At 56.9% G+C, this 15,964-nt stretch carries 12 protein-coding genes; 4 read left to right on the top strand and 8 right to left on the bottom strand.

Features of this window, described 5'->3' with window-relative positions:
• Positions 1–5 precede the first annotated feature (5 nt).
• The 4 genes from rfbB to NKH97_RS00975 are packed head-to-tail and all read left to right on the top strand — an operon-like array spanning position 6 to position 7,722.
• Complete coding sequence (rfbB, locus tag NKH97_RS00990; RefSeq protein ID WP_352441351.1) at positions 6–1,076, top strand: dTDP-glucose 4,6-dehydratase; 1,071 nt, start codon at positions 6–8, stop codon at positions 1,074–1,076.
• On the top strand, positions 1,073–1,975 hold the full coding sequence (gene rfbD / locus NKH97_RS00985) for a dTDP-4-dehydrorhamnose reductase (protein WP_352441350.1): 903 nt from the start codon (positions 1,073–1,075) through the stop codon (positions 1,973–1,975). Before rfbB ends, rfbD begins: the two co-directional genes overlap by 4 nt.
• Positions 1,972–6,555: a glycoside hydrolase family 99-like domain-containing protein gene (locus NKH97_RS00980; protein WP_352441349.1), complete on the top strand. Its 4,584-nt coding sequence runs from the start codon at positions 1,972–1,974 to the stop codon at positions 6,553–6,555. Before rfbD ends, NKH97_RS00980 begins: the two co-directional genes overlap by 4 nt.
• Positions 6,556–6,609: 54 nt before the next feature.
• Positions 6,610–7,722: a polysaccharide pyruvyl transferase family protein gene (locus NKH97_RS00975; RefSeq protein WP_352441348.1), complete on the top strand. Its 1,113-nt coding sequence runs from the start codon at positions 6,610–6,612 to the stop codon at positions 7,720–7,722.
• Between the two features lie 199 nt (positions 7,723–7,921).
• On the opposite strand, the gene NKH97_RS00970 is transcribed toward NKH97_RS00975, so the two are convergent.
• From NKH97_RS00970 to NKH97_RS00935, 8 genes are all read right to left on the bottom strand, one after another.
• The gene (locus NKH97_RS00970; RefSeq protein WP_352795233.1) at positions 7,922–8,815 is read right to left on the bottom strand and encodes a class I SAM-dependent methyltransferase; all 894 of its coding nucleotides are present in this window, start codon (positions 8,813–8,815) and stop codon (positions 7,922–7,924) included.
• A 193-nt stretch (positions 8,816–9,008) separates the two neighbouring features.
• On the bottom strand, positions 9,009–10,151 hold the full coding sequence (locus NKH97_RS00965; protein ID WP_352441346.1) for an acyltransferase family protein: 1,143 nt from the start codon (positions 10,149–10,151) through the stop codon (positions 9,009–9,011).
• 56 nt (positions 10,152–10,207) lie between these two features.
• Entirely contained in the window at positions 10,208–11,737 is a 1,530-nt protein-coding gene (locus NKH97_RS00960; protein WP_352441345.1) for a glucosyltransferase domain-containing protein, read from the bottom strand.
• Complete coding sequence (locus NKH97_RS00955) at positions 11,713–12,093, bottom strand: GtrA family protein (protein WP_164748973.1); 381 nt, start codon at positions 12,091–12,093, stop codon at positions 11,713–11,715. Before NKH97_RS00955 ends, NKH97_RS00960 begins: the two co-directional genes overlap by 25 nt.
• Entirely contained in the window at positions 12,083–13,033 is a 951-nt protein-coding gene (locus tag NKH97_RS00950) for a WxcM-like domain-containing protein (protein WP_352441344.1), read from the bottom strand. Before NKH97_RS00950 ends, NKH97_RS00955 begins: the two co-directional genes overlap by 11 nt.
• Positions 13,030–13,968 carry a glycosyltransferase family 2 protein gene (locus tag NKH97_RS00945; protein ID WP_206517162.1) on the bottom strand — a complete coding sequence of 313 codons (939 nt, stop codon included), beginning with the start codon at positions 13,966–13,968 and terminating at the stop codon, positions 13,030–13,032. Before NKH97_RS00945 ends, NKH97_RS00950 begins: the two co-directional genes overlap by 4 nt.
• Positions 13,965–15,065, bottom strand: a complete 1,101-nt coding sequence (locus NKH97_RS00940) for a DegT/DnrJ/EryC1/StrS family aminotransferase (RefSeq protein WP_164748809.1) — start codon at positions 15,063–15,065, stop codon at positions 13,965–13,967. Before NKH97_RS00940 ends, NKH97_RS00945 begins: the two co-directional genes overlap by 4 nt.
• Before the next feature lie 157 nt (positions 15,066–15,222).
• Positions 15,223–15,963, bottom strand: a complete 741-nt coding sequence (locus tag NKH97_RS00935; RefSeq protein ID WP_352441343.1) for an ABC transporter ATP-binding protein — start codon at positions 15,961–15,963, stop codon at positions 15,223–15,225.
• Position 15,964: the final 1 nt, after the last annotated feature.

Genomic DNA, 15,964 nt, shown 5'->3' with positions numbered 1-15,964 from the left:
GCGGCATGAATTTTCTGGTGACGGGCGGTGCGGGCTTTATCGGTTCGGCGGTGTGCCGGCATCTGTGCGCCAACCCGGCCTATCGGGTGACCAATCTCGACAAGCTTACCTATGCGGGAAACCTGGCCTCGCTGCGGCCGATCGAGAACGCACACAATTATCGCTTCGCGCAGGCCGATATCTGCGACGAAAAGGCGGTGCTCGACATCCTCCGGCGCGACGATATCGACATCGTCATGAACCTTGCCGCCGAGAGCCATGTCGACCGCTCGATCGATGGGCCGGGCACCTTCATCGAAACCAACATCGTCGGCACCTACAAGATGCTCAATGCCGCGCTGGAATACTGGCGCGGCCTGCCCGAAGACAGGAAGAGCCATTTCCGCTTCCATCATGTCTCGACCGACGAGGTGTTCGGCGATCTTCCCTTCGACGGCGGCATGTTCGTCGAGGAAACGCCCTACGCCCCATCCTCGCCCTATTCCGCCTCGAAAGCGGCCTCGGACCATCTGGTGCGGGCCTGGCACGAAACCTATGGCCTGCCGGTCGTGCTTTCCAATTGCTCGAACAATTACGGGCCCTATCACTTTCCCGAAAAGCTGATCCCGCTGGTCATCCTCAATGCGCTCGATGAAAAGCCGCTGCCGGTCTATGGCGCCGGCGCCAATGTGCGCGACTGGCTGTTCGTCGAGGATCACGCGCGCGCGCTGGAACTTGTCGCGACCAGGGGACTGCCGGGCGAAAGCTACAATGTCGGCGGCAATTCCGAGCGGACGAACCTTGGCGTCGTCGAGACGATCTGCGATCTCCTCGACAGCAGGCGGCCGCGGGCAGGGGGCAAGAGCTATCGCGACCTGATTTCCTTCGTCACCGACCGCCCCGGTCACGATCGCCGCTATGCCATCGACGCCTCGAAGATAGGCCGGGACCTGGGCTGGGCGCCCAATGAGAATTTCGACAGCGGCCTCGCCAAGACCATCGACTGGTTTCTCGACAACACATGGTGGTGGGGACCGATCCGCGAGCAGCGCTATGCCGGTGAACGGCTGGGCGAAGCGCGCAAGGGGGCGGCGTGAGGCTGGTTGTCACAGGACGCGACGGGCAGGTCGCGGCAAGCCTCCTGGAGGCCGGCCAGGCGACCGCCGGCGTTGAGGTCATCGCCATTGGCCGTCCGCAACTCGACCTTTCAAGACCCGACACCGTGATCGAAGCCATCGCGGCCGCGAAGCCGGATATCGTCGTGTCGGCTGCCGCCTACACGGCGGTGGATCAGGCCGAGGATGAGCCCGATCTGGCATTCGCGGTGAACGCCATCGGCGCCGGCAAGGTGGCGGAAGCGGCGGCGCTGCTTGGCGTTCCCGTCATTCATCTTTCGACCGACTATGTCTTCGACGGCACCAAGGACGCGGCCTATGTCGAGACCGACGCGACCGCATCAGCCAGCGTCTATGGCGCCTCCAAGCTTGCCGGCGAGCAGGCGGTTGCATCGGCCAATCCGCGCCATCTGATCCTGCGCACGGCATGGGTCTACAGCCCGTTCGGCAAGAATTTCGTCAAGACCATGCTGCGGCTGGCCGCCGACCGCGACGAGATCGCGGTGGTGGCCGATCAATGGGGAAATCCGACATCTGCACTTGATATCGCAGACGCAATCCTGCATGCGGCGGCACAGCTGCACGAGGGCGCCGCCACATCCGGCATCTATCATCTGGCCGGAACCGGCGAGGCCAACTGGAGCGGCTTTGCCCGCCATATCCTCGACACAAGCCGCGTGTTGGGTGGTCCCTGGGCGCGGGTACGGGACATTGCTACGATGGACTACCCAACCAAGGCGCGCCGCCCCGCCAATTCCCGGCTGTCGAGCGCGAAATTCGCGGCGGCGTTCGCGTGGGATGCGCCGGACTGGCGGCAATCGACGGAGGCGGTGGTGCACCGACTCCTAGCCAGTGAGATGAAACAAGTATTGACGGCATGAACAAGCACCCGTCACCCGAGACCTTGCGCGATGCGATGCCTGCTGGCAAGGCACGCGCCAAAGCCAAAACGGCAAGGCCTGCAAAGCAGGCTCTTTCACTTCGTGACCTGTACGACGCGCATCGCGGCAAAGTGTCGGATAAATGGTCGATCTATCTCAGCACCTACGACGATATTTTTTCAGAGTATCGAGACAGGCCGGTTCGAATCCTGGAAATCGGAGTTCAGAATGGCGGATCCCTGGAGATATGGCAGAAATATTTCCCCAATGCTGAAATAATCGTTGGTTGTGACGTCAATCTGGCTTGCGGGAATCTCGTTTTCGACAGCCGGAAGATAAAGATCTCCGTAGGTGACGCCAATACTGATGAAACAGAGCGCGACATCATCTCGATGTCGGAAAAGTATGATATTATAATTGATGACGGATCGCACCTATCCTCGGATATAATACGCTCGTTCGCACGATATTTCCCCCATCTTTCCGAAGGGGGCATGTACATCGCCGAGGATTTGCATTGCAGTTACTGGCAGGAGTTCGAGGGCGGTCTCTACGATCCGCTTTCCTCAATCTCGTTTTTCAAACGCCTGCTTGATGTAGTCAACCATGAGCATTGGGGACTGGATCGTCGTCGGGTCGATGCCTTGGCGACTTTCGCCGACAGGCACAAAGTCACATTCGATGAGGCTTCTCTCGCGTCGGTTCATTCCGTCGAGTTCTTGAACTCGCTTTGCATTGTCACGAAGCTGCCTATTCCGGAAAACGTCCTGGGCGCGCGCAACGTGCACGGGCGGGTCGCGCTCGCCGACGGGAGCGTGGTTCTTCTCGACGAGACGAAGAGCAAGGCGATCGATCAAACCGGAAATCCATGGTCGTTGAAGGCAACAACGATGGAGGAGGAGATCGAAACCAACCGGAAATTGGTGGGGCATCATGGGGCGCGTATCGAGGCTTTCTCCAGCGAGATGGCTGAAATGCGAGAACAAATCCGGACCTACAAAGACGAGATCTCAAGCGCAAGGACACAAGTCAGCGCAAGAGACGACGAGATTGCTCAAGGGCGGACACAGATCATTGCGAGAGACAAGGAGATCGAGCTCCTGCAACAAAATTTGTCGATGGCGCACAGGGCGACGAGTGCGCTGCTTGCGGATCGCGACGAGGCGCGATCCGAGGAAATCCGGTTGCATGAGGTTCTCGATGCCGTTTATGCCAGCACATCCTGGCGAGTGACCAAGCCTCTGCGGGGGATTGGGAGCCGCGTCCGCGCTATCGGCGATGTTCGCATACGGGTCCGCCGCTTGGCGATTCGGGGTGCCTACGGTTGTTGGCACAATCTGCCGCTCTCCATCGACCTCAAGCGAAAATTGAAGAGAGCGGCGTTTTCGACCTTTCCTTCGCTGTTTGGCGTTACGAATGCCTACCGCGCCTGGAGAAGCATGGAGGCACCCCAAGCGCCTGTGGGCAGCAACGAGATGGTCTTGCGCGGGGCGCTGGTCAGTTCCGGCCCGATCTTCTCGCCCGAACCAGTCTATGTGCCGCTTCTCGATGCGCCGCCGTTGCTCCAGAAGCCGGTGCGCGTCATCGCGTTCTACCTGCCGCAATTCCACCCGATCCCCGAAAACGATGAATGGTGGGGACAGGACTTCACCGAATGGTCTAATGTCCGGCCCGCTGAGCCGCAATTTATCGGTCACCACCAGCCGCACGTGCCGGATACGCTCGGCTACTACGACTTGCGCGATACTGCTGTGCAGCATCGCCAGATCGAAATGGCAAGGCTCTATGGAGTGGAAGGCTTCTGCTTCTATTTTTATTGGTTCGGCGGCAAGAGGCTCCTGGAAAAGCCGCTCGAAAACTGGCTCGAGGATAAGCGCCTCGACATGCCATTCTGCGTCTGCTGGGCCAACGAGAATTGGTCGCGCCGCTGGGACGGAATGGACCAGGAGATCCTGATCGCTCAGGATCACTCCCCCCAGGATGATCTCGCGTTCATCGCCGAGGTCGCGCCCTATCTTCGTGACCCTCGCTACATCCGCATCAATGGCAAGCCGCTGTTGCTCGTCTATCGGCCAAGCCTGCTCCCGGCGGCGGCTGAGACAGCGCGGCGCTGGCGGACTTGGTGCCGGGAGAACGGCATCGGCGAGATTTTCCTGGCCTACACCCAGTCCTTCGAATCTGTGCCCCCCCATCGCTACGGGTTCGATGCCGCCGTGGAATTTCCGCCAAACAATTCCGCGCCGCCAAATGTCACGCATACAGTGACGCCGCTGCATGAGGATTTTGCCACGACCGTCTATGACTGGTCGGTATTCCCACAACGCAGCGAAACCTATTCATCCCGCAAATACAAGCTCTTCCGTTCGGTTTGCCCGGGCTGGGACAATACCGCACGCCGCAAGCGCGGCGGCACGGTGTTCATCAACAACACCCCCGAGCTGTATCGCAGATGGCTGGACAATGCCATTGAGGACACCTTGGCCCATATTAGCGAGCCATCCGAGCGGGTGGTTTTCGTCAATGCCTGGAACGAGTGGGCGGAAGGCGCTCACCTGGAGCCCGATAGCGTTAACGGCCACGCCTATCTGCAAGCGACCCGCGACGCTTTGGAGGCGGCGAAGGGGAAGTCCAAGGCCAGGATTGCAATCGTTTCCCACGACGCCCACCCGCATGGGGCGCAATTGCTGGCTCTCAATCTGGCCAAGGGATTCAAGCAGCTTGGTTTTGAGCCCGATCTCATCGTGCTGGGCGACGGGCCGCTGCTCGGCCGTTTCGCCCACGCCGCGACCGTGCACAGGATCGACTTGCCTGAACAAGGCGATGCCGATGTGTTGAAACGTCTGGCCACCATTAGAAACAACGGTGCCGAGGTCGCCGTCGTGAATACCACCGTATCCGGAAAGCTCATCCCGCTGCTGAAGCAGGCAGGGTTCCGCACCGTTTGCCTCGTCCATGAACTGCCCGGAATATTGGCGTCCTACGGTCTTGCTGACGCAGCCGCAGCCATTGTTGAGAACGCTGAAACGGTCGTTTTCCCAGCCGAGATCGTCAAAGCCGGATTCGAAGAGTTTGTTGGCCAACCGGTCAGCCAGTCGGTAGTCAGGCCGCAAGGACTCTATCTGCGTACGCCCTATCTCGCCGATGATCGCCGACAGGTCCGCGAGGCGGTTCGCGCAAGATTAGGGCTTTCGACAAACGCGAGCATCATCCTGTGCGCGGGCTATGCCGACCATCGCAAGGGCCTCGATCTTTTCCTTGATGCTTGCCTCAAGGTTGTGGCATCCAGGCCGGATGCGGTTGCAGTCTGGGTCGGTCATGTCGATACTGTCTTTCACGCCAAGCAAATGCGGCGGGTGAAGGAAGCGGGACTTGAGGGCAGCTTCGTCTTTGTCGGATTGGTGGAAAATCCGCAGGAATACTATTTCGCCGCTGATATCTACGCCTTGACCTCGCGTGAAGATCCATTCCCTTCGGTGGTGCTTGAGGCGCTGGATGCCACAGTGCCGGTCGTTGCCTTTGAGGGCGCTGGTGGCTTCCAGGATCTGCTGAAGCGGGATTGCGGAATCCTCGTGCAGGCATTCGACACCGATGCGATGGCCGAGGTCATTGGCAATCTGCTCGACAATCCAAGTGAAGCCCGGCGTCTCGCCAGCGTTGGCCGCGATATCGTCCGCCAGGAGTTCAGCTTCAGCCAATACCTGCATGATCTGCTGATTTACGCCGAAAAGCCATTGCCGCGGGTGTCGGTCATCGTGCCTAACTACAACTACGCCCGATACTTGGGCGCACGTCTAGGCTCCATTGTCGATCAGACGATAAAGCCCTACGAGTTGATCGTGCTTGACGATGCTTCGACCGATGATAGCGTCGAAGTCATCGAGAAATTTCTGGCCGGTTGCGACATTCCATACCGGCTGGTGGCCAATGCGCAGAATTCAGGATCGGTATTCCGCCAATGGATGCGGGGGGTCGAAATGGCGCGCGGCGATTATGTCTGGATCGCCGAAGCCGACGACCTCGCCGATCCCGATTTTCTGGCCGAGCTTCTGCCCGCCTTCGAACGCGAGGAGGTGGTGATGAGCTATTGCCAGTCGCGACAGATGGACGGCGCCGGCCGGGTCTTGTCCGAACACTATCTCGACTATGTGTCGGACATCGACCGGTCTCGCTGGACGAAACCCTACGTCGTGGACGGCCGCCGGGAAATCGCCGAGGCACTTTACCTCAAGAACACCATTCCGAACGTCAGCGGCGTCTTGTTTCGAAGGGAGGCGCTCAGGAATGCGATGGCCAAACACAGCGAAGAGATCATGTCGTTGCGCAACGCCGGGGATTGGGTGACATATTTGCGTCTGCTCGAAAATGGTTCGATCGCTTTTTCCCCGCGTTCGCTCAATTCACACCGCCGGCATCAGTCGAGCGTAACCATAGGAAATTTCGATCTCAGGCACCTACAGGAGATCAGGCAGGTACAGGCCGATACAATCCGCAGCCACGATCTTGGACCTGCCGCGCTCGAACGAGCGAGCATCTACAGCCGTGAACTCAGTGAACGATTTGGTATTCCAATTCAAGAATGACGACGCTGGTGACTGTGGGGAATTAGATGTCTACAGAGCGTCGAGGAGACTTTAGTGAGAGTTCTTTTTCTGGGAGCGTCAATAGCTCCGCATCCCGACCCGCAGATTGCCTTTGAAAAGAAATTCGAAGTCATTGGATATAACACCGGAAATCTTCTGATAGGACAGTCTCTGTTCGAGGAACTTCGCTTTGAAGAATTCGGGCAGGGGTTGGGCTATTCCCCGCAAGAGGCAAACGAACGTTTCGACATCATAGCTATCTCAGCGGCAAATTTCATTTTCAAGAATTTTGATTTGTCCTATTTGGCTGACTTCATAGAACCGACCAAGCTGCCATGCGTGGTCGCCGGCCTCGGTGCGCAAGCACCCGCCATCGGCAACAAAGTCACAGATATTCCCGAGGGCAGTAAACGCTTTCTTCATATAATATCCGAACGCAGCAAGACCGTGGGCGTGCGAGGTCATTTTACGGCCGAGGTCATGAATGACTTTGGGATAAAAAACGTCAGCGAGGTAGGATGTCCCAGTCTGTTTCGCAAATTGCGTCGTGACCTGAAAATAAAGCGGCCGGGAACAGACGCCAGCCTGAGGGTTTCGGTGAACGGATCACGAAACGTATTTTTGCATTCGGCCAATCCCGAAGCTGCCCGGCGCGTTGAAGCTGATCTTTTGAAATTATCTATCGATAGAAAGTATCCCTACGTCCTGCAGAACGAAGAACCAGAAATGGCAATGCTCCGTTCTGGAGAGGGGAATAAAACCGATTTAGAGAACGCTCAGGCAATTATCAACCAGCTGAATATGGGCATGGACCCGTCGCTCTATGTAAAGCATATCAAAGAGAACGCAAAAATGTTCTTCGACCTGGCGGAATGGGATAGTTACATATCAAGGTTTGATTACACTGTCGGGACACGCTTCCACGGAAACCTGATCGCGTTGACCAACGGCGTTCCCGCGACCATAATTTCCCATGACTCAAGAACCACGGAGATGGCGGAACTTATGAGCATCCCGCACGTCCCTGTCGGTAAAGTGGGACAATTGGACGTCCGCGAGCTCGTGCAGGCTGGCGACTATGATGCCTTTCAGCGCAAGTACACCGTTCTATATGATCGTTTTGCCCAGTTCCTTTCGAACAATGGAGCCAACCACAGGCTGGAATAGCACCATGAAGTGGTACTTTTTCGCGATGCGAACCGATCCGCGCGAGCACGCCAAGTGCGCCGCCGTCTCGGTTAAACGCGATCTCCCGCTATCCCTGCCGCGAAGTAGAAAAGGTGTGCCCATTTGGGAGAGTTGCCCCAAAGTGCGGCGACCCACCTTCGTTGCTTGCCAAAGCCCAGTCGCTAAACGGAGGGCTGCATCAGCACCGACACTTGGAACGGGTCAATGATCGATCGATCATGTCCCACATATCCCAACCGTCACCGCCCAAAAAGTCGATCTCGCAAGAGATGTCCCCATAGGTTTCGCCTTCGACGCCACCGTGAGGAAGATAAGCAAATCCGTTAAGGCGATGGTTCGACTGCATTTTCGCAGCGACCGAAGTCTTTCGAATCCCATCGATAAAAGGCCAGAATTCAATTGGTCGAATAGTGGCCACGAACAATCCACCAGGCTTGATGTGTTTGCGAACTGCCATAAGGCAGGCTTTCGCGCTCGAAGGCGCCAGATGTGTGAATACCGAGAATGCGAAGATCAGATCGAACTTCTGGTCGTCGACTGGTAGCACGGAAGGAATCCGCTCCGATTGAGCGAACATGCCAGGCAATCTTGCCTCTCTACACAAGCTGAGAGACTTATCCCAGGCGTCAATACCCCATATGGACGATGGATCGCTGTAGTAGTACATCATGCGCAAGATGCGTCCGTAGCCACATCCAAAGTCGAGAATATCAGAGCCCGCCAGCGGCTTTTTGGTATGTCGGGTATAATTGTTTTCAAGTTGTCGGGCGAACGACGCGGTTTGCCGGTACAGATCGAGACCGGATGCCCCGGTCCAGGTCTTCTGGACTTCGTCACTGGCCATCGCGGGCAGAAGACGTGACAAACTGGGATAATCCTTGTTCGGCAAGGAAATCATGAAGAGGCCGAAGTCGTCCAGGCTCATTCGGCGAAGAAAAACGAGAGCCTCTTCAGTTGTGCACCCGTTGGCCGCCTCGCGTTCGGCGGCATTCAAATGTGGGAAGGCTGTTGAGAACATGCTAATATTCTTGCTCTTTCTGGCGCTGCCTGGGAACACATAGCCGTCTAACATGCGACGGATTGCGGTCAACGAATTAATAGTCAAAGAAATCACCACAGAATACTAGCCCAGCTGGACTCGCTGATCCACGATCCAAATGGTTGGACTAACAATCTCGAATCGAGGGTTCTCCGTACCCTAAATGTAACACGCTGCCGCAGCCGGGCGATATCGGCGACGCCAAGGTTCGAAAGCGAAAAGGCCATTAAGCTGGCCAGACTCGACCGAAGCGAGATCGTAAGGCCATGCCGGGCCTTTCTATATACCGATAACTCAGCAAGGATAGTGGTATCAACATCGCAAGAGTTGCTACCACTGAGGCAAGGAACGGCAAGGATGCTCCATCGAAGGATGCGTAAACCGTCCGGTACAGGCCCACCCGATCCAGGATGACGATAACGACCGGATGCCAGAGGTAAATGCTGAAACTGGCGTTGCCGAGCAGCTTCGCAGCCGGATTCACGAACCATCTTTGCGGATACAGGGAAACTCCCACGACAGCGCTCGCCAACGTCACCGCCCAAGCGGTTTTGACGCCGGAACCGCCGCTTGACCCAAGTATCGTTCCGAAGAGTACGGCAATCTGGCTCGTGAAACAGATCAGGCCAACGATTGTCAGAAGACTGGCAGCAAAGACTATTCGGCCAATCTGGGGGGAAGTGCGACAAACCCCCAGCCAGACATAATATCCCGCTATCCCTGCAGCAAAATAGAACAGTTGAGCCACTAGAGAAAAGTGGCCAAAGAGCGCTAACGCGCCCCCCGTTCCTTGGAATGCCAACGCCCAGTTGGCCGCCAAGAATACTGCTACCGCAAGAAACACCACAGAACGAGCTAGACCGGTGATGGCAAACACCAGCAGCGGCAGGATGGCATAGAACGCCATCTCGACACCGATGGACCATGACGCCATGACGAATCCGGTCACGTGGTTCGGCACAAAGTTGAAGATGAACAGTGCTGAACTGAGGAATTGGGAAAGAGGGACTGTCGTCTTCCATACTATCCAGCAGAACGGTATGTAGAACAGCATTATGAAATAGAATAGAGGCGCGATGCGCAGCAAACGCCGAAGGTAAAATTCTCGCAATTCCTGCCGCGTCTCGATCCTGCCACTATACCCGACAAAGAGACCGAATGCGCTGACTATGTAAAACAGCGGCACTCCGTTGCCGAAATGCGTCGGCACGAACCATAGGTAGCCGGGGATCTGCAGTTTTGGCAGCGCAATCAGATGAACAAGGACAATCGACAACGCCGCGTAGCAACGCATTGCCAGAAGTCCCGGGAGCTCAATTCGCGAATGCGCATCCTTTACTACGAATCTCCTATCGATCTCGACGTTCATTCTGCCCTCGACTATCTTGCAGCGACCTTAATAATTCCCACACTGCTTCACGACGCTCAACGGCTAGCTGCTCCCTCAAGAGCTTGCTGATTTGAGGAGCTGGGCGTCTCACCGAGCCGTATCAGTACGATGTCGTCTTTGATTTCCACGCTACCGGGAGCCGGCCAAACAGGCATGGTCGAAAGATTGACGATCGTTTGAAGTACCTGTTCTTGGTTAGAACCACTCAAATTTGAATAGCCAAGCAATTTCATATAGTAGGCGATCCGCCAGGAATTACCCCCATTCCATTCGAAGAAAGAATAACCGACCGTCGAGTCGGAAGGCTTCGGATAGTTGGTCACAAATGGCTGCGCGCCAAACACACTTAAAGCATAACTGCGCTTTGCGTCAAAACCGGGCGTGGCCGACAGCCTGTCGTATATGGCTCCCGCCAAGAGAGTATCGTGCTTGTCGACCAGATAATTGGATGCTTGGCGATAGTTCTGAACGACCTGAATCTGGAAAAGCGCCACCGCCAGCAAGATGGCCGAGGCTGCGCGGATTCTGGAGTTTCTGCTCGTCACCGCGACATAGGCAAACAGCCATACGGCAATCGGCACCCCGATGAGGCTCCTGACAGGCATGCTGCCCGCGGCAAGGAAGTGAAAGCCGAAGGGAACAAGCAATGAAACGAAGGCAACTGCCGTCAACAGCAATTTCGTGCGGGGCAATTCCTTCAAGAGCGCCCAGCCGCCCAGGAGCAACAAGAGCGGGATTGCCCACAATGCAACGCCGTATGTGCGCTGGTCCAGGCCATAGATCCCGCCTATCGCCTCAATCACGCGCCCGACAACGGTGATAGGATGTTGAAGCAGAAAGTTTGGCTGGGAAAGCGAGTCGAAATACTCGTTTCTGCCGGGGGCGAACGATCTGAAAATGATGTCGCCGATGACATAGAACAATATTGCGCCGGCCAGCAGAATACCGATCCGAAGCAGGTCTTTCGGCAACGATACGCTGCTGCCGGACCGTGCTTGCAGAATTGAGATCGCAATGCCCAGGACCAGAATTGCCGGTGCGAAACTCTGATAGATCGAGATTGCGAAGGCGCCGACTCCCACAGCTCCGAGAAAGCGAGGGCTGAGTGGGGAAACCTCCTCCTTTCGGATCAGCCAAAGCGCTAGAGCGGTCGCGAACAGGCCGACGCCGATAGCGGCAATGTTCGAATAAAATTCGACGATAAAAAACCAGGTCGGGAAAGCACAGAAAATCGCAAAACATGCGTACTCAGCGATGGAGAGCTCTTGCTTGTTGATGACATCCATGACGAGGAGGTAGGCGGCCACGCAACCGGCGCCAAAGACGGCCGGAGCCAGGAAAGGCATGACCGGATGAGGAATAAGGAATCTCTCGATCAGATACGCGCCCCAGCGTCCCTGAAGAATCCAGATCGACGCGTCCGTTCTGAAGGCGGTTACTTCGTCATCGATTGACAGCGGAAAGGAAGCCAATTCGGAAAAATACATCGCGACGAAAATCGCAAAGAGATTAATGGCTGGTCGTATTGTGCTCGGTCGCGTCAGCATGATCTGCGGAGTATCCATCGAGAAATCACGAAGTTGAGGATGGTCGTGATGGCAAGGGTGACAAAGAAGGCTGCTGCAGCATTTTGCAGAACGCTTTCAAGCGTTTTGAGGGCTGCTAGGCCGAGCACGAACACGACCGCAATCGACGCCCCGATTGCCAGTCGATCGGCGATGCCCGTGCGGCCGCCGGGAAAGACGCGATCGGGATAGAACACCATTACGAACACAAGTCCTGTCAGCCAAGCGAGCGCGTAAGACAAACTTGAGGGCAGGACGACAAGGCCGGCAAAATAGACAAGGCTGGTCAGGGCGGTATTCAGTCCGCCGGCGACAAGAAACCGGACGGCGTCTCCGCCAATGCGATCAGCGGTCATCCTGCCTGACCGTATCCAGGAAATCCGCATAGTCCCTGATGTAATCGCCAGCATCATAGTTGTGCGAAGCCATGACCAGCAATGCTGTATCGGGTTGGAATTTATACTGAATTCCCCAAATGCCGGGCGGAATGTAGAGGCCGATCGAGGGTTCGGTCAACGAAACCTCTTTTCTCTCATGGCCGTCGTCAACGACAACGGACAGGCGGCCATGGGCCGCGATCAGGAATTGATGGCACTCGCGATGCGCATGCTCACCCCTGACCTTGTCGGAGGGAACGCCATAAACCAGAAAGGACCGGGCCGGCTTAAACGGTAGGTTTGCACCGAATTCGAGCGGGGCGAGTTCGCCTCGCAGATCGCTAAAATGCGGCAGCCGCCAGAGCTCGGTACCACCGACCCCAAGCGACATTTTCTCGCCCACTGCGCCGGGGAGGGTTTGCGTCAAGGCTGGCACGATCTTCGGGCCGGTCTGGTAGCCGACGATGACTGCGGGATTTCCGACCACGACGGCATTGGCAGGGACGCTCTTGGTCACCACGGCGCCGGCGCCGACCATCGCCTGGCGGCCGACGACTATGCCCGGCAGGATTGTGGCATTGGCGCCGATGGAAGCGCCGTCCTCGATCATGGTCAGCAGAAACGCCTCGGGATATTCCTTGGAGCGTGGGAAGCGATCATTGGTGAAGGTCGCATTCGGGCCGACAAACACACGATTGCCCAGGCGCACCCCGTCCCACAGTTGGACGCCGCTCTTGACAGTCACGTCATCGCCGACGATCACGTCGTTCTCGATGAAGACGTGATCGCAGATGTTGCAGTTCGAGCCGAGCACGGCCCCAGGCAGCACGTGAGCGAAGGCCCAAATACGCGTTCCGTCGCCGACATGGGAGCTTTCGCAGATACCCCGTTCGTGCACGAAAAATGGCTTGGCGTTCATTTCGCTGTTCCGTCAACGACGCGGCTGATGATCCGAAGTGGGCGCGATTTGGTGTTTTCAACTGCCCGCCAGAGATAGCAACCAAGAATCCCTTGGACTAGAAGGCTGGCCGAACCGAAGCCCGTGATCAGCAGCACCAGTGTCGTATAGCCAGCGGGGTCTATATTGCCAAGCAGCCGTGCAATCACGGTAACGACTGCAAATAGGAGACTTAGCGCACAGCCGGCAAATCCTACCCAGAGGGTGAGCATTATCGGAAAATCAGAGAACGAGAAAATGCTGTCCATCATGTATCGGAACCGCCGTGCCATGCCCCAGGCGCTTGTTCCGTGCTTTCGTTCGCGCCGCCGATAAGGCACGAATTCCCGCCTGAAGCCGACCCAGAAAAGTTGTATGACAAGCGAGCTGTTCGGCTCCTCGATCGAGAGGATCGCTTCCAGAACCTGACGGTTGCAGGCGAAGATATCCACTCCGCCACTCGGCATGCTGGGCAGGACGAGCCTGCGGTAGGCCGACCAGAAAGCCCTCGACAGAAATTTGGTCAAGGGCGGATCGCTACGCCCGGTTCGCTGCCCAAACACGACGTCAGCCTCGTCCTTTTCCAGCTTCGAAAAGAATTCGACGATCAGTTCAGGCGGCTCCTGCAGGTCGGCGGCCATCGCAGCGACCTGGTCACCCGAAGCGTGTTCGAGCCCGGTTCGAATAGCAGTGAACGAACCAAAGTTCCGGCTATGGAAGATGATCTTGTAATCATAGCCCGAGCCTTTCAATTCCTTGATCAGCAGCGGGCCGGATTCGTCCGGCGACCCGTCGACGACGAAGACGAACTCGATGTCGCTATGATATCTGGAGTGGAAATCGGCGACTGCGCCCAGGAGGGAAGGGATGTTCGCCTGATTTCGATAGATCGGGAAAACGATCGAGCGTGTTGTCACATTGTCTCCCATTCGCGGAGGGCCAGGCAAACCCGCTCTACCTCGTCGTCCCTCATATCGGGATAGCAGGGGACCGAACAGAGACGGCTGACGCTGGCCCTCGAAACGGTGAGATTTTCGCTCCCCATCATCGGTAAGTCCGCCCAGCCGACTTGGTCGCAATCCAGCACAGGGTAGTGTATGTCAGTGTCGATGCCGCGCTCTTTCATGAACGCCCTGAAGGCGTCCCGGTCGTCGCAAAGCGCGACCGCGAGGTGCGCGACAGCGCCTTCGCCACCTTCCAGGAACTGGAATCGACGCCCGGCAACCGACTTGTACTGGTCTAGGATGCCACGCCGCTGCTGGTTGCGTCTATCCACATCGCCCAGCAAAACGTCCAGTATCGCGGCTTGAACTTCATCCATGCGGGAGTTGCGGCCGTTGGGCACGCCGACATGATATTTTGAACTCCAGCCATATTGTTGCAGTTGCCGTACATGCGCGGCGGTTGCCGTGTCGGAGGTAAGAACAGCGCCGCCGTCCCCCATGGCTCCGAGATTTTTGGTTGGGTAAAAGCTGAACGTGGAGATATCCCCCAGCGAGCCTGCAACGTCGCTTCCGATTCTCGCCCCGTGCGCCTGCGCGCAATCTTCCACGATTGGAATGTGCGAGAGGCCAGCCTGCTCAAGTCCGTCCCGGATGGCGCGGACATCAACGACGCCACCATAGAGGTGGGTGGCGACGATCGCAGCGGTGTCTGCGCTGGCTGCTTTCAGTACCGATTGAAGGGCTATGAGTTGGCTGGCTGGTTCGATATCGACGTAGTGCGGAACGAGATCATTCTGCCAGCAGGCACAACTGGCATAGCCCCCCGCATTGGCGGCGACGATCACCTCGCGCCCGTCGTAGCGCTTGGTCACTGCGGCCAATGCAAGTTCGAGCGCATCCGTCCCATTGGCCACGAGAACGCATTCCGAAACACCTATGAATCTGGAAAAATTTGCCGCAAATCTTTTGCCGATAGCGCCATTGAGCCACCATCCCGAACGTAGCGTGTTCACTACCTCACTCTCGATTTCGACCTGGTAGCGCTGATACAGGCGCTTCAGATCATTCATGGGAACAGATTCTTGTCTCGTCATCGGTAACTCAACGGCTCGAGCGCAATTCATTTTAGTAACGTCCGCAGGGCGCAACGCTGGCATACTCAACTACAGCAGGTGCGACGAATTGGGAATCTGAACTGCGAGCATATAGTATCCGGGAAGAGTACCTTTAAGACTTAGCTCGCGTTCCAGCCCTCTTTGCAGGTTTCGTCGTGAAGGCTTCGACCCTTCCGTTCTTAAGCGTCATTCTCTTCGTACATACGCTTTCGAGCAGGCTCTCATTGTGGGTCGCCAGGACGATGATGCCTGCCTTCTCTGCCAGTTCATCCATGCGTCGCTTGGCTTTTTCTTGAAATTGGGCGTCGCCGGCGCCGATCCACTCGTCCATCAGCAGAATTTCGGGGTCAAGGGCTGTAGCCGCTGAGAAAGCAAGGCGAGCGGCCATACCCTGGCTATAGGTTTTGAAGGGGACATCGATAAAGTCGCCAAGTTCGCTGAAGGCGATGATCTCCGGCATTTTTTCTTGGATCTCGGCCTCGGTCCACCCGCTGATCAAACCCCTCAGAACAATGTTTCGCCGCCCCGTCGCTTCGGGGCGAAATCCTATGTTGATGTTGAACAAAGCGTCGACTTTGCCTTCAATGGCTACTGTGCCGGCCGATGGCTGATAGATGCCGTACAACACCTTGAGCAGTGTCGTCTTGCCGGCCCCGTTTGGGCCGACCAAGCCCAAACGGTCGCCCGCTTTGAGTTCAAAGCTGACATCTTCCAGCGCCTGCACGACCTGCTTGCCGCCGGATCGTCCGATTTTGCCTCCAAGACCACCCAGGCGCCGGTCAGGCGCCGTAAGCGTCAATTTTTCGTAGAGGCGGTAGGCGAGGCTGACATTGTCCAGCTTGATGGAAATCATT

It is taken from the genome of Mesorhizobium sp. M0870, assembly GCF_040319775.1.
Classification (GTDB): Bacteria; Pseudomonadota; Alphaproteobacteria; order Rhizobiales; family Rhizobiaceae; genus Mesorhizobium.
The sequence above is the reverse complement of the archived record's forward strand: the minus strand, read 5'-3'. Positions and strand labels throughout refer to the sequence as shown.

Excerpts from the sequence above, each read along its gene's own strand:
- rfbB (WP_352441351.1), top strand. The coding sequence starts at position 6 with ATGAATTTTCTGGTGACGGGCGGTGCGGGCTTTATCGGTTCGGCGGTG.
- NKH97_RS00980 (WP_352441349.1), top strand. The coding sequence starts at position 1,972 with ATGAACAAGCACCCGTCACCCGAGACCTTGCGCGATGCGATGCCTGCT.
- NKH97_RS00970 (WP_352795233.1), bottom strand. The coding sequence starts at position 8,815 with ATGTTAGACGGCTATGTGTTCCCAGGCAGCGCCAGAAAGAGCAAGAAT.
- NKH97_RS00965 (WP_352441346.1), bottom strand. The coding sequence starts at position 10,151 with ATGAACGTCGAGATCGATAGGAGATTCGTAGTAAAGGATGCGCATTCG.
- NKH97_RS00960 (WP_352441345.1), bottom strand. The coding sequence starts at position 11,737 with ATGGATACTCCGCAGATCATGCTGACGCGACCGAGCACAATACGACCA.
- NKH97_RS00955 (WP_164748973.1), bottom strand. The coding sequence starts at position 12,093 with ATGACCGCTGATCGCATTGGCGGAGACGCCGTCCGGTTTCTTGTCGCC.
- NKH97_RS00950 (WP_352441344.1), bottom strand. The coding sequence starts at position 13,033 with ATGAACGCCAAGCCATTTTTCGTGCACGAACGGGGTATCTGCGAAAGC.
- NKH97_RS00940 (WP_164748809.1), bottom strand. The coding sequence starts at position 15,065 with ATGAATGATCTGAAGCGCCTGTATCAGCGCTACCAGGTCGAAATCGAG.
- NKH97_RS00935 (WP_352441343.1), bottom strand. The coding sequence starts at position 15,963 with ATGATTTCCATCAAGCTGGACAATGTCAGCCTCGCCTACCGCCTCTAC.